Genomic DNA, 14,298 nt, shown 5'->3' with positions numbered 1-14,298 from the left:
CAATCAGTCCTTATAAATTGGGTCGAGGTGTCCGAGCAGTCGCGCCAGACGAGCGCGGGCGTCGTGAAACGTGGCCAAGGCGTCGATGGCAGCTTCCTGCGTCTGTGACAGAGAGCGTTCGGCCTCAATCAGATCGAGTTGCGAAAACTTGCCCTCGGCGTAGCCGATACGCGCGATACGCGCCGCCTCCTGGGCCGCAGCTAGCTCGGGACCGCTCGCAGATATGGCGCTCGCCCTAGCGTCAGTGACGTCGGCCCGGGCAGATGCAAGGGCTTCAGCGAGGTCTAGTGCGGCAGCGTTGCGTTCTGCTTCCGCCTTGTCCAGTTCGGCCCTCGCACGGGCCACCTCTGCATCGCCCCGGTTGAACAGGGGAAGTGGAATCGATAGCGCGACGACTGCTGCGGTGTCGCTTGTTTCCTTTATCCGGCGCGTACCTGCGCTGACGGTCAGGTCTGGGATGCGGGCGCGACGCGCGCTATCTACGCGCGCACGGGCAGCCGCCACCTGGGCCTCGGCGGCCGCGCGTGACAGCGAGCTTTCTGGCGCATCGATCCCGGCTTCTGCACTCGTATCGTCGAACCACGGCGCCACGATTGCCAATGGTTGTGTTGCCCCGATTAATCGGGCCAGGTTTGCTCGCGCCACTTCTGTCGCACGCGCGGCACGACCTGCGTCGACATCCGCTCTGAGACGCTGGGCGGACGCTCTCTGTTCGTCGATAGGGGAGACCTTGCCGGCACCAACGCGAAGGTGTGCGACGCGTTCAGTCTGCACTGCCAGTTCCCGCCGTTGATCCGCTATCCTGAGACGCCGTTCGCTTGCCGCGACGGCAATGAACGCCTGGGTTATTTTTAACGTCAGGTCTGCTTTGGCGACGGCAACACCAATTTGTGCCGCCGACTGCTCGGCTTGTGCGACCCGAGTGCGGGAACTACGTTTCCCGCCAAGTTCCAGCGGCATCGCGACAGAGTAGGTCGTTTCGCTTCCGCCGAACCGTGCATAACGACCTGTGCCAAGAATGTTTTCAGCTTCCACGGATAATGTCGGGTTTGGAAGCAATCGTGCGGCCTGCACTGCAGCGTCGGCACTATCGACCGCGGCCTTGGCGCCCTGAACCCCAGGTGCACTTTCCTGAGCGCGTGCAACAGCTTCCCGCAATGTGAATGCCTGTCCAGTCGCAAATACTGTTTCAGCATGAAGCGGCTGTGCCGTCGACAAGACATTGGATAGTATCGCTATGAAGAGGAATTTCGATATGTTATGAGAGCAGTTCGCCATGCAGAACCTTTACGTACGGATATTCGCTATTTATAAACTCTGCAGTTACTGGAGGGTCAAGCACTTTCTGCGTTCAAGTTTTTTCTAGAGCGCAGATTGTATGTAACGGAAATAATTACGACGGCGACGAGCAGCAGTTGGGCTGTCAAGGTCTGCAAAGACGGGTAAATACCAAGAATCTCGATGTGCGGAGCGCTAACCGCCGTGTTCTCGAATATCCCCACTTTTTGCAGAGCGGCCACTCCCTTTCCGATCAATACCGTGGCGAGCACCGCAACCAGGGCTGAGCTGAATGCGAAGAACTGGCTTATCGGCAGACGCGCAGACGACCGCAGCAGGACGACTGCGATCGCGCTTAAAATCGCGATTCCGCACCCCAGACCTGCGAGCATGTACGGACCGTTCCCATCGCTCCACAGAGCCGCGTAGAACAGTACTGTTTCGAAGACTTCACGATAGACGGTCACAAAAGACAAGGTAAACAGCATTAATGCCGAGCTCTTTGTCAGTGCCGAAGATAGCTTGTCGCGCACATACGCCTGCCAGCGGCCGGCAAGACTCTTCTGGTGCATCCAGATTCCCACCGTGAGCAGGACAATAGCGGCAAACACGGCGGAGAAGCCCTCTGTCATTTCGCGGCTGGCGCCAGACACATCTACAAGATAGGTGGCCACTCCCCAGGTCGCGGCGCCGGCAGTCAATGCGGCGACCCAGCCCGCGTGAATGTACGGCAGAACATCGCGACGATCAGCCTTCTTCAGGAAAGCGATCATTGCAACTACCACCAGCAACGCTTCTATGCCCTCCCGCAGCAGGATCGTCAGTGCACCGATGAAGGTCGAGAGTGGATCGCTGGCTCCGCCAAGCGCCGCCTGGGCTTCGGTCAACAGGTCCTGAAGGCGCTGCTCGATAACCCGCGCTTCGGCTGGTTTTCCCGACGTGATAGCGCTTCGAAACGCGCCCATCGTCGTTTCGATGTGGTTGAACAAAGATTCATCCTTTGCCGCAAGTGCAGGTTCTACCGGCTCGAATCCATCGAGATAGGCAGACAGTGCCAGCCGCGATGCGCCTTGCATATCGCCTTTGTCGATAGCCGCCACGCTCTCTCGCAGCTTCGCCTTCGCCAATGGCAAGGTGTCTACGGTAGCGGCGCCTGCCGACGCCGGGGTTGACCGCAGGTACGCTACTAGCGGGCGAGCCACGTCAGCGCCAACGGTCGACACGAGGTTCGCTTCGGAGAGTTGGCTTAGCTTGGCTAAATCCGGCACGGCGGCGTGTAGATTCGGGCGCGACGCCCAAAGCGCTGCACCGGCCTGGCGGTCGTTGTCGCTGTACGAAAGTGATGAAGCGAAGTAGGCGAGTGCCCATCGGTCGTCATCGGACAGTTGGGCAAAACTGGGCATGGACGTACCTTGCACCCCATGCGTGATGATCTGCTGTAGTGCGAAGACACTTCGTTCCCGCGCCCTCGTATGGTCGGCGAGGACAATCGGCGGTGGACTCAGTGTCACTGACAGCGGCCCGTCGGAACGGCCAGACACGCCATGACATGCCGCACAGTTCGACTGATACAGTTCTGCGCCACGCTTCAGGTCGGGCAGCCGAACCGGGGCCATTGGGATTGGATAGATTGTGACGAGAGCAGCGGCTAAGGCGCGTGCTTGCGCCGAAACCACCTCGGCACTTGCTTTCTGGTCAATAGCGAGTCGAAGCTTATGAGCATTGGCAACCAGATCCTGCGACGGTGGCGGAGCCAATTCACCTAGTTGGCGCTCGGCGGCAGTGGCGAACTCCTGCATCTCGGCATACTCGGCGGCGCTCGAAACCGTGCCATCCTTAACCGCCTTTCTATAGTCGACGGCTAGATAGTCCAGTAGTTGCCAGATCTGCTTGGCCTTCGTCTGTGTCGACTGTTCGTCGGCATTGGCCATCGAAACGGATAAGAACAGCCAGGAGACGGCAATAACAAAATTACGAATCAAGTACATAAAATTTACGAAAAAATTGCTGCTTATTGGATGGGGGCGGGACCGCGGACAACTGATCTGATCACTGAAGCGAGACCAGGAAGTTGCTTAAGGAATAAGGGGACAGACAAGCCTAGATATACCCAGGCCAATATGGTCAATGAAGCGATAACCTTTCCTTCGTCGTGCTGAAACACGAACGCGATCGCAATCTGAGCGGCAAACAGCAGGATCAGAACCATCCCGCTCCATAGCGAGAAGCGAAGGCGTAAAAGCAGTGAAAGCGCAAAAATTGACTGCGCAGCGGTCAAGAAAAACTCCTCGTGCTGTCGCCCGTCCAGGCGCAACCCGATGACATCGCCGGCACCGAAGCTCATAGCAAGGGGAAGCATCCCAACCAAGAGGGTCCACTGATTAATTTTGTCGCTGATCATGGTTGTCAGCGCATTGGCAGCACGTCGGGAAAGCACAAAGAGGATGGCGATTGAAATCGATGGGGCCTCACTGGCGATCGGCGCGATCCATTGAATGAGCAAAAACTCGTCGATGCCGATTTGCCGTCCGGATGCGACAATAGCTTCGGCGAAGGGTTCAGCTGACATCAGGATGGCGAATGCCGCGAACAACCCGAGGCCTGCCATCCAGGCCCACTGGGCGCAAAGCGGCAGTGCCGACAGCGCAGCGGCGGGTCCTGGCTCCTCATCCTCTTCGGCCGCTTCGCTGTTCTCTGCTTTTGGAATGCGGCCCACCTGCCATATATAGCATGCGAACACGGCGAACAAGACGGCAAAATCGATCAGATCGATCCGGTTTTTGAAAAGGATTACAAAGCCATACACGCTTGCGAGCAGCAGGAAACCAATTTCGAGCCTGTTCGCGGAGCCGAGCACGATGTGCCGCTCTCGATTACGCCACCAGTGCAGCAACATGATCGTAGGCCAGGCAAGACCGACGAGCATGCGATTGGCCCCGGTCATATTGGCGGCAGCATAATGGACGTAACTGGACTCTGGAGCTTTACCCGCCTGAAACGCGTAGTACATATCGACAGCGTATTCGGGCAACACGGTGACCAGAGCAACTGCCGCGAGAATCAAGCCTTGGGAAATGTGCTTCTCAGCCGTCTCCGCTCCCCACGAGAGCATGAACCCGGCGGCTACCACTGCAATACCGAAAGTCGAGGCAGCAGCAAGAGGTGACAGCTTCCACCCTGTCATTCGGACGAAAAGCGCGGGAACAATAGCGGCGAACGCGATGCCAACAAGCATCAAAAATCGTTTCATCTGTGAACTCCTGTCTTGCCACATGCGGGGTAACGACACAATTTGGTAAGTGCCTGACCAGACTCGTCGGCGTTGCCGAAGTAACTGATGCTGCGACCGTTCACGAAGCGGGCTTCAATATCTGGATTACTTGTGGCACCGTGCCATCCTTGCAGAATGGCGGTGAGATCTCGACCTTGTCGTGGACATGGAGTTTTATCGAAGCAGGGACCAACGCACTTACATATCGATAAGAGCGAAAGTGAGACACCGAAATTTCGGCATATCGGTTTTCTGCTATTTGCTCGGCGCTGAGCCCGGCAAGACACTTGGGGCGATCTTGCTGCAGTTTCTCCACAGTATAAAACTCGGTTACCCACCCGGTTTTACTGTTTGGCCCCAGTCGTGGATCAGCACACCCCGCCAAACCAATCAGCGTAACCAGTCCAAGGGCGTGAATTGTTATGTTTGTCATCATTGTTCCTTCATCGATCGGCGTTCCACCGTGCGTCATGTACAAACGCACGGCAGTACAGGTGATGTCACGCATGGTGACAACCTGACGGTACCTAGCAAGGAATTAAAACGACTAGGTCAGCGAGATCTCTCGCACGAGCCTTGAAAGAGCGTAGAAGAAGGCACGCCGTCAGCTCAGCTGACGTGACGCCACTGGGGCCGGATTGGCCCGTCTGGAATGTATGATCGATACTCGAGGAACGTCGATGGGAGGAGTATCGATACCTGAGCAGGCGAAGGTGCGACACCGAGCGTGCTCACCGGAAGCGGTGCGGCAAAGTGACAGAACACGTGGCATCCGGCACAGCAGCCCATCTTGTACTTGCTATCCTCACCCGTGAATGACGCAGGTAACTCAGACGCCGTCGAGGCACTCAGCGCTGGGGACGATGCAGTGCTGAACTCAGCCAGTTCACGCACGCCTGCCACCGCTGCCCACGTAGTGTGAAGCGGTATCAATGCCATCAGCAGGATGAGTAAAAGGCGTTTCATACAAAGCGATTATACACAAGCACACCCAAGATGCCCGGAGTGGACTTCCGCCCACTGCGCTAAACATTCCTTGCCCCTAGCAAAATTTCGCCGAGCCAACAATCTTCATAACTTCGCCGATTTTCCTTGACTCTGAGGTCGCTACAGGGTGTTAACTCCAAGCTTATGGTAGACATGGCTGCGGCCAAGTCTGGATTCAGTCGTGGTATTGCTTTTCAAATTTGAGACGCTTATGAGTGAACTTAGCCGAACTACTTGTGACGCCGCTGGCAAGGCATGCGGATGCTCGGAATCTGCCTTTGTCCCTGGTGCGGTCCCGGTCGCCGAAGGGACCACCGTCACTTATCGTATTGCCAACATGGACTGTCCGTCGGAAGAAGGACTGATCCGCCGTAGGCTTCACGGCATGGACGGAATTCTTGACTTGCGCTTCAACCTGATGGGGCGTTCGCTGGACGTCGTGCACGATTTGCGATCCGTACAGCCGATAACCGAAGCACTGCACGGCATCGGCATGAAAGCGGTTGTCGTGGATGAGAGTGCACCAGCGCCCGTCGTCGCAGAGGAGGCAGCACTCAGCCCTTTACAGAAGGTGGGACTGGGAGTGGCTGGTTTATGCGCCGTCGCGGCCGAAGTCCTTGCGTGGCAAGGAGCGGCAGAATCTTCCCCGCCTGTAATCGCCTTGTCCCTGATTTCCATCCTCACGGCAGGCATCCCAACGCTGCGCAAAGGGTGGGTAGCGCTCAAGACGTTCACCCTCAACATCAACTTCCTGATGTGCCTGGCAGTTGTCGGCGCCGTTCTTATTGGGCAGTGGCCGGAAGCGGCCATGGTGATTTTCCTGTTCGCGATTGCCGAATTGATCGAGGCTTTGTCCCTCGACCGTGCCCGGGGAACGGTCCATGGCCTGTTGCGCCTGGCGCCGGATGAGGCCAATGTGCGCGACGCGCAAGGACAATGGCAGGTAATCGAGGCCGATCGAATCAATGTCGGGGCGATCGTACTAGTCAAGCCGGGCGAGCGGATCGCGGTAGACGGCGAAGTCGTCGAAGGGGAGTCGTCGGTGAACCAGGCTCCCATCACGGGCGAAAGCATGCCAGTACGGAAAAAGCCCGGCGACGCCGTCTACGCCGGCACGATCAACGAGCACGGCCTGCTCGAAGTGCGGGTCACGACGCAGCGCCGCAACAGTACGCTCGCCAAGATCGTATGCGTCATCGAAGAGACGCAGCAGAACCAGGCACCGACGCAGCGGTTCGTCGATACCTTCGCCAAGTACTACACGCCGGCGGTCGTCGTGGCCGCGCTCCTGGTCGCCATTTTGCCGCCGTTGCTTTGGCATCAGCCGGTACACGAATGGTTGTACAAGGCGCTGGTGATGCTGGTGATCGCCTGCCCATGTGCATTAGTGATTTCGACGCCGGTCACCGTGGTCAGCGGGCTGACAGCTGCAGCCAAGCGGGGCATCCTCATCAAAGGCGGACAGTTTCTCGAAGCCGGCTACAAGATCAAGGCGATCGCTCTCGACAAGACCGGTACGTTGACGCAAGGTCGGCCAGCAGTGGTCGCCGTTGCCCCGGTGTCCACTCATTCGCGCGATGAAGTCTTGAACATCGCCGCGAGCCTCGACGCGAATTCCGATCATCCGCTGGCTCGAGCCGTCGTGGCCGCGGTCACGCCAGGTACGCAGTTGCAGCGCGTGCAGGGGTTCGAAGCTGTAGCCGGGCGCGGCGTGCGCGGCGTGATCGACGGACTCCAGTACTACTTGGGAAACCAGCGCCTGATGACCGAGCATGGAGTTAATTTCGATGCGGTGCGCGACGACCTGGCGGAACAGGAAGCAGTCGGACGTACCGCCGTGATGCTGGCCAATGACAATGGCCTGATGGGCATGATTGCGATCGCGGATGTCTTGCGCGACAGCGCTATCCCCGCGGTCGAGCGGCTGAAGGCGCTCGGCGTTACGCCTGTCATGCTCACCGGCGACAACCTCGCGACAGCACAGCAGATCGGGTACCAGGTGGGAATCGACCAGATTCACGCTGACCTACTACCCGAGCAGAAGCTCGGCGCTGTCGAGGTCCTGGAATCGAAATATGGCGTGGTTGGCATGATCGGGGACGGCATCAATGATGCCCCTGCACTGGCCCGCGCAAAGGTTGGGTTCGCCATGGGCGCGGCCGGCAGCGATACCGCGATCGAAACAGCCGACGTTGCCCTGATGGATGACGACCTGCGAAAGCTGCCGGTCTTCGTCAGCCTGAGCAGGCAGACGCGCCGGATCCTGGTGCAGAACATTGTTCTTGCACTTGGGATCAAAGTAGTTTTCTTTGCGCTCGCCCTGTCGGGGCTTGCCACGCTCTGGATGGCGGTCTTTGCAGACGTCGGTGCGAGTTTGCTGGTCGTATTCAACGGACTCAGGCTACTGAGGTTCGATCAGGCTGCAGCCACGAACAAGAGGGTCTGAACGCAATGGTATATCGGATGGCGAGTAGCAGCGGTGTACGAACTGGCCTGCGGAAGAAGGGCCATCCATGCTATATTTCGCGGATGGCTCGCCGCTTCGTCTACATCCTTCTCGCTGTCATTGCGCTCCAGTTCAGCTGGTCGGCGGTGGCTGCGTATTGCATGCACGAGACAGGCCGCGCCGCACAACATTTCGGGCACCACCAGCATGTCGAGGACGGTGACGAGTTTCCTGTTGCCAATAAAGATACGCCTGCCGTAGTCAAGAAGTTCTCTGTGCACTCACACTGTGCATCGTGTCATCACGCTACGGTAGCGATCGACACATTCCACGTTCCGCTGTATTTGCATGTGGCTGCCGCCGCTCCGGACACGGAAATTGTCCCGCTGTCGTCTGTCTACATCCCTCCGCCTGAACGGCCTCAATGGAACTCCGCTGCGTAGATCCGGCGGAACCATACTTTTCTCAAAGTTAGTACCTTTGCTTGAGGGCTCGATGCAGCCCTGACTTTGCTATGGCGCCGCCGGATGACCTTCGTTTTCATTTTCGGAGTTATCCATGCAAACCAGACTTATCATGCTGGGAGTTGCGGCTTTGTCCATGCCGCTGCTCGCAGTAGCTGCACAGCAAAGTGGTCAGCAAACAGTTTTAGTGGCCGAGCGCCCGCATACGTCGGCACCCACGACCACGGGCACGATCATTACGCTGGACGAGGCAATACGCCTGGCTTTGGCGTCGAATCCGACATTGCGTTCTGCTACGCAAAGTGTCGCGATTGCCGATGCAACCAAGTCGCAGGCCGGTCTCATCGTCAATCCCGAGCTCTCCGTTCTACGCGAGGGCATGGATCGGGCGAACCGGACACAAACCGTCCAGATCAACCAGCGCCTCGAACTGGGCGGCAAACGCTCGGCGCGGGTCGACGTGGCTGAACGTGAGCGGCAGATGGCTCTTCAGGACGTCGCGGTCGCGCAAGCGCAGTTGCGTGCCGATGTGACTACCGCCTATTTCGAAGCGCTCATTGCCCAGGAGCGCCTGGAGCTCGCACAGGCATCGGTGCAGGTCGCCGAAAAGGCCACGCTAGCTGCGTCCAAGCGCGTCACTGCGGGCCGTATCTCACCCATTGAAGAATCGCGGTCAAAGGTCGCGGAAGCGGGTGTGCGGCTCGAGTTGGCGCAAGCGTTGTCCGAGCTAAGCCTGGCCAAGCAGCGGCTTGGCGCACTCTGGGGCCGCATCGACGCAGGGCCGCTGTCGCTGGAGCGGCCTGCCGGCGACGGCACGGCGTTGCCGCCTTTTGACATGCTGCGCCAGCAGCTTGAAGCGGGGCCCCAACTGCGCCGCGCCCGGAACCAGGTTGAGCGGGAAGAGGCCCAGGTACGGCTCGAACGCGCCCAGCGTGTACCGGATCTCACGGTCACCGTTGGCAGTCAGCGCGACAACCAGATCGGCCATAACCAGGCTGTCGTCGGCGTATCGTTCCCACTGCCGCTGTTCAACCGTAACCAGGGCAACATGCTGGCCGCGCTGCGCCGTACCGACAAAGCGCGCAGCGATCTCGACGCAGAACGCCTGCGTGTGAGCCAGGCGCTGAGCGAGGCCTATCAGCGTGCCCAGTTGGCGCAGCAGGAAATCGCCAGCATTACGACCGACATCCTTCCAGTCGCGCAAACGACCTATAACGCCGCGGTAACAGGCTTCGAAGCCGGCAAATTCAGCTTCCTCGATGTGCTCGATGCCCAGCGGACCCTGTTCCAGACGCGTGCCCAATATTTGCGAGCGCTGTCCGATCGCTACCGCTCGGTAGCCGACCTCGGGCGCTATGTCCAGCTCAGGCCGGACCAGAGCAAGTAATTACACAGGAATCTCAACATGAAGTTCAATATCGATAAGAAGTCCCGGAAGTCCATTCTGGGCGTCGTACTCGTCGGCATTCTGCTCGGCGCCGCCATCATTTTCTGGAAGAAAGACGGGCAGACCGAAGGCGTGCAGGAAGCGCATAGCGAACAGGCGAGTTCGTCGAAAGAGGAAAAGGGAGAGGAGCACGCGGAAGCCAGTAACGGCCTCATCGTGCTGTCCGAGCAGCAGATCCGTACTGCCGGCATCGCCACCGCCAAAGCGGCGCCTGCAACCATCGGTGCGGTTGTCCAGCTGCCAGGCGAAGTACGTTTCAACGAAGATCGTACGGCCCATGTGGTGCCTCGGGTAGCTGGTGTGGCCGAGTCCGTTTCTGCCGACCTCGGACAGACTGTCAGGAAGGGACAGGTCCTGGCCGTCATCTCGAGCCCGGAACTGGCCGATCTGCGCAGCACGGCCCTGGCGGCACAAAAGCGCCTAGGCCTGGCGAAAGTGACTTACGAACGTGAAAAGAAGCTGTGGGAGGACAAGATCTCGGCCGAGCAGGATTACCTGCAGGCCCAACAGGCTCTTCGCGAAGCAGAAATCGCTGCCCAGACGGCGAACTCGAAGCTCACCGCTCTGGGCGCCAATGGACCAAGCGGTCCACTCAACCGATATGTTTTGCGCGCTCCCTTCGACGGCGTCGTCGTCGAGAAGCACATTACACAAGGCGAAATGGTGAAAGAGGACGCCAATGTTTTCCTCCTGTCCGATCTGTCCACGGTGTGGGTCAATATCGTGGTGACGGCAAAGGACCTGGAAGCGATCCGCGTTGGCGAGACCGCCACCGTGAAATCGACAGCATCGGACTCGTCGGCGACCGGCAAGGTTAGCTACGTGGGTGCGCTGCTGGGTGAGGAAACCCGCTCTGCCAATGCGCGCGTCGTTCTACCTAACCCCAAGCTGGCGTGGCGCCCGGGGCTCTTCGTCAACGTCAACATGACCCGCGGGACGCGTGAGGTTCCCGTTGCAGTCGCCGCGGACGCAGTGCAGACGGAAAATGGCAAGTCGAACGTCTACGTGCGTGTTCCCCAGGGCTTTCAGGAGAAAAGCGTGAGCCTGGGTGCGAGCGACGGCAAGTTTGTCGAGATTGTCTCCGGGCTTGAGCCCGGAGCTGTGTATGCCACGGCCGGCAGCTTCGTATTGAAAGCTGAGCAGGGCAAGGGCAGCGCCGAGCATGAAGACTGACAGGAGGCTGCCCCATGTTTGATCGCATTATTCGCTTCGCCATCGAGCACCGCTGGCTTGTCATGCTGGCCGTGTTCGGCATGGCCGCAATCGGGGTCTACAGTTACCAGAAGCTGCCCATCGATGCAGTCCCTGATATCACCAACGTCCAGGTCCAGATTAACACGTCGGCGTCCGGTTATTCGCCGCTCGAGGTCGAGCAGCGCGTCACCTTCCCGATCGAGACCGTGATGGCCGGCCTGCCGGGGCTGGAGCAGACCCGATCGCTCTCGCGTTATGGCCTGTCCCAAGTGACCGTAATTTTCAAGGATGGCACGGACATCTATTTTGCTCGCCAGTTGGTCAACCAGCGCATCCAGGAGGCCAGGGAAAACCTGCCGGCCGGTGTCTCGCCGATGATGGGGCCGATATCGACCGGCCTGGGTGAGATCTATCTGTGGACGGTCGAAAGCGAACCGGGCGCGAAGAAGCCGGACGGGACACCGTACACGCCAACCGACCTGCGCGAAGTCCAGGACTGGATCATCAAGCCGCAGCTGCGCCAGGTCCCGGGCGTCACCGAGATCAACTCCATCGGCGGCTTCGCCAAGGAGTATCACATCACGCCGGATCCTGCGAAGCTGAGTTCCTACGGCCTGACGCTCAAGGACGTCGTCGCGGCCATCGAGCAGAACAATGGCAATGTCGGCGCGGGTTACATCGAGCGCAGCGGCGAGCAGCTCCTGATTCGCGCCCCCGGCCAGGTGCGTACCCTCGACGACATCCGCAACACGATACTGCACAACGTTCGCGGTGTGCCGATCCGCGTGCGCGACGTCGCCGAAGTAGGCCTGGGCGCGGAACTGCGCACCGGTGCTGCGACCGAGAATGGGCGCGAGGTCGTGCTGGGCACGGTGTTCATGCTGATCGGCGAAAACAGCCGGGTTGTCGCGCAGGCAGTCGCGAACAAAATGGTACAGGTCAATCGCACGCTGCCTGCAGGTATCCATGCGGTCCCGGTGTATGACCGGACCGTACTCGTCGACAAGGCGATCGCCACGGTGAAGAAGAACCTGCTCGAAGGCGCCGTGCTGGTCATCGTCATCCTGTTCCTTTTCCTTGGCAACTTCCGCGCGGCGCTGATTACTGCGATGGTCATTCCATTGGCCATGCTGTTCACCTTTACCGGCATGGTCACGTACAAGGTCAGTGCAAACCTCATGAGTCTTGGCGCGCTGGACTTCGGCATCATCATCGATGGCGCCGTGGTCATCGTCGAGAACTGCGTGCGCCGCCTGGCGCATGCTCAGGAACACCATCGGCGCGAATTGACGCTGCGGGAGCGTTTCCATGAGGTGTTTGCGGCGGCCGGCGAGTCGCGCCGTCCGCTGTTGTTCGGACAGTTGATCATCATGGTCGTCTATCTTCCGATCTTTGCGTTGTCCGGCGTGGAAGGCAAGATGTTCCACCCGATGGCCTTCGCCGTCGTGGCGGCGCTGCTGGGGGCGATGATCCTGTCGATCACCTTCGTGCCCGCCGCGGTTGCACTCTTCATCGGAAAGCGCGTGGCGGAGAAGGAAAACCGGCTGATGGGCTGGGCGCGCCAGGGCTATGCACCGATGCTGGAGAGGGTGCTGGGGAACGGCGCACTGGTTGTCACGAGCGCGATCGTGCTCGTCGTGCTGTCGGGTTTACTGGCGGTGCGGCTGGGCAGCGAGTTCGTGCCCAGCTTGAACGAAGGTGATATCGCGTTGCAGTCGCTGCGCATTCCGGCGACCAGCCTTACGCAGTCGCTTGATATGCAGAAGCGCCTCGAGGCCGGGCTGAAAGCGAAGTTCCCGGAGATCGACCGAGTCTTTGCGCGAACAGGTACGGCGGAGATCGCATCGGACCCGATGCCTCAGAATATTTCGGACGGCTACGTCATGCTCAAGCCGGAAGACAAGTGGCCGGCGCCAAAGAAGAGCCGCAACGAGCTGATTGCCGCAATCAAGGAAGAGGCCGAGAAGTATCCAGGAAACGGCTATGAATTCTCGCAGCCGATTCAGCTCCGCTTCAATGAGCTGATCTCGGGCGTTCGCAGCGACGTGGCGGTCAAGGTGTTCGGCGACGATATGGATGTGCTGGCCGAAACGGGGCAGCGGATCGCCGAGGTGCTCGGGCGCGTGCCGGGCGCAACCGAAGTCAAGGTCGAGCAGACGGGGGGCCTGCCTATGTTGACCGTCCAGATCGATCGCGAGAAGACGGCCAGGTACGGCCTGAACATCAACGATGTCCAGGAAACGCTCGCCATTGCCACCGGAGGCCGTGAAGCCGGCACCGTGTTCGAGGGCGACCGTCGCTTCGACATCACGGTTCGCCTGCCGGAAACGCTGCGCGCCGACCTCGATGCGCTCAAGCGGCTGCCGATCTCGCGTCCGCCAAGCTCGCCTGAAGGCACGGCTTCCTTCATCCCGCTGGGTGAGGTCGCCACACTGTCGTTTGCCCCGGGGCCGAACCAGATCAGCCGCGAAAACGGCAAGCGCCGGGTGGTCGTCAGCGCGAACGTGCAGGGCCGCGACATTGGTAGCTTTGTGCCGGAGGCAGAGGCCGCGATTCAAAAGAACGTGAAGATCCCGTCCGGCTACTGGACGACCTGGGGCGGCACGTTCGAGCAGTTGCAGTCGGCAACGCGCCGCCTGCAGGTCGTGGTGCCTTTGGCGCTGTTCCTGGTCTTCACGCTTCTCTTCGTCATGTTCAACAACGTCAAAGACGGCCTGCTAGTGTTCACCGGCATTCCGTTCGCGCTGACCGGCGGTGTTCTTGCATTGACCTTACGGGGCATACCGATGTCGATTTCGGCGGCAGTCGGCTTTATCGCGCTGTCCGGGGTCGCAGTGCTCAACGGCCTGGTGATGATCTCGTACATCAGGTCACTGCGAGAGAGCGGCATGCCGCTGGAGGAGGCGATTCGCCACGGTGCGCTGACCAGGCTGAGGCCAGTATTGATGACAGCCCTGGTCGCGTCGCTTGGCTTCGTACCGATGGCTCTGGCCACCGGCACCGGTGCTGAAGTGCAGCGTCCTCTGGCTACGGTCGTTATCGGCGGCATCCTGTCCTCGACCGCGCTGACGCTGCTGGTGTTGCCGCTCTTGTACCGGCTGACGCACCGAAGCGATGACCTGGCGGACATCAAGTCGGAGCCGGTCCGGGTGCCTGTGTAAAGGCAGACGGAGCGTGCGCCACTGGCTCCTTGCTTGTGGCGTACGCTTCC

General features: G+C 59.7%; 8 protein-coding genes. 4 read left to right on the top strand and 4 right to left on the bottom strand.

Annotated features, from left to right (window positions below; genetic code table 11):
- Nucleotides 1–3 precede the first annotated feature (3 nt).
- The 4 genes from NX782_RS03770 to NX782_RS03755 all read right to left on the bottom strand — a co-directional run bounded on the left by NX782_RS03770 (nucleotide 4) and on the right by NX782_RS03755 (nucleotide 5,057).
- Nucleotides 4–1,278 (bottom strand): TolC family protein, encoded by a 1,275-nt coding sequence (locus NX782_RS03770; RefSeq protein WP_141839242.1) that lies wholly within the window; start codon nucleotides 1,276–1,278, stop codon nucleotides 4–6.
- 56 nt (nucleotides 1,279–1,334) lie between these two features.
- Nucleotides 1,335–3,266: a cytochrome c/FTR1 family iron permease gene (locus NX782_RS03765; protein WP_075791031.1), complete on the bottom strand. Its 1,932-nt coding sequence runs from the start codon at nucleotides 3,264–3,266 to the stop codon at nucleotides 1,335–1,337.
- 23 nt (nucleotides 3,267–3,289) lie between these two features.
- Entirely contained in the window at nucleotides 3,290–4,528 is a 1,239-nt protein-coding gene (locus tag NX782_RS03760) for a calcium:cation antiporter family protein (RefSeq protein ID WP_075791032.1), read from the bottom strand.
- A gap of 100 nt (nucleotides 4,529–4,628) precedes the next feature.
- A complete protein-coding gene (locus NX782_RS03755; RefSeq protein WP_141839240.1) occupies nucleotides 4,629–5,057 on the bottom strand; it encodes a hypothetical protein in 429 nt (142 codons plus the stop codon).
- Nucleotides 5,058–5,747: 690 nt separating this feature from the next.
- Between NX782_RS03755 and NX782_RS03750 the strand changes: the two genes are divergently transcribed.
- The 4 genes from NX782_RS03750 (at nucleotide 5,748) to NX782_RS03735 (ending at nucleotide 14,248) form a co-directional block, all read left to right on the top strand.
- On the top strand, nucleotides 5,748–7,982 hold the full coding sequence (locus NX782_RS03750; protein WP_258844104.1) for a heavy metal translocating P-type ATPase: 2,235 nt from the start codon (nucleotides 5,748–5,750) through the stop codon (nucleotides 7,980–7,982).
- A 558-nt stretch (nucleotides 7,983–8,540) separates the two neighbouring features.
- Complete coding sequence (locus NX782_RS03745) at nucleotides 8,541–9,833, top strand: TolC family protein (RefSeq protein ID WP_075791035.1); 1,293 nt, start codon at nucleotides 8,541–8,543, stop codon at nucleotides 9,831–9,833.
- An 18-nt stretch (nucleotides 9,834–9,851) separates the two neighbouring features.
- Entirely contained in the window at nucleotides 9,852–11,066 is a 1,215-nt protein-coding gene (locus tag NX782_RS03740) for an efflux RND transporter periplasmic adaptor subunit (protein ID WP_075791036.1), read from the top strand.
- 14 nt (nucleotides 11,067–11,080) lie between these two features.
- A complete protein-coding gene (locus NX782_RS03735) occupies nucleotides 11,081–14,248 on the top strand; it encodes a CusA/CzcA family heavy metal efflux RND transporter (RefSeq protein ID WP_075791037.1) in 3,168 nt (1,055 codons plus the stop codon).
- Nucleotides 14,249–14,298: the final 50 nt, after the last annotated feature.

The organism is Massilia norwichensis, assembly GCF_024753245.1.
GTDB classification, from domain to species: domain Bacteria; phylum Pseudomonadota; class Gammaproteobacteria; order Burkholderiales; family Burkholderiaceae_D; genus Telluria; species Telluria norwichensis.
Note: the sequence above shows the minus strand (reverse complement) of the source record. Positions and strands in the feature narration are given on the sequence as shown.

Coding starts and splice junctions, on each gene's coding strand:
- NX782_RS03770 (WP_141839242.1), bottom strand. CDS start 1,278: ATGGCGAACTGCTCTCATAACATATCGAAATTCCTCTTCATAGCGATA.
- NX782_RS03765 (WP_075791031.1), bottom strand. CDS start 3,266: ATGTACTTGATTCGTAATTTTGTTATTGCCGTCTCCTGGCTGTTCTTA.
- NX782_RS03760 (WP_075791032.1), bottom strand. CDS start 4,528: ATGAAACGATTTTTGATGCTTGTTGGCATCGCGTTCGCCGCTATTGTT.
- NX782_RS03755 (WP_141839240.1), bottom strand. CDS start 5,057: ATGCGTGACATCACCTGTACTGCCGTGCGTTTGTACATGACGCACGGT.
- NX782_RS03750 (WP_258844104.1), top strand. CDS start 5,748: ATGAGTGAACTTAGCCGAACTACTTGTGACGCCGCTGGCAAGGCATGC.
- NX782_RS03745 (WP_075791035.1), top strand. CDS start 8,541: ATGCAAACCAGACTTATCATGCTGGGAGTTGCGGCTTTGTCCATGCCG.
- NX782_RS03740 (WP_075791036.1), top strand. CDS start 9,852: ATGAAGTTCAATATCGATAAGAAGTCCCGGAAGTCCATTCTGGGCGTC.
- NX782_RS03735 (WP_075791037.1), top strand. CDS start 11,081: ATGTTTGATCGCATTATTCGCTTCGCCATCGAGCACCGCTGGCTTGTC.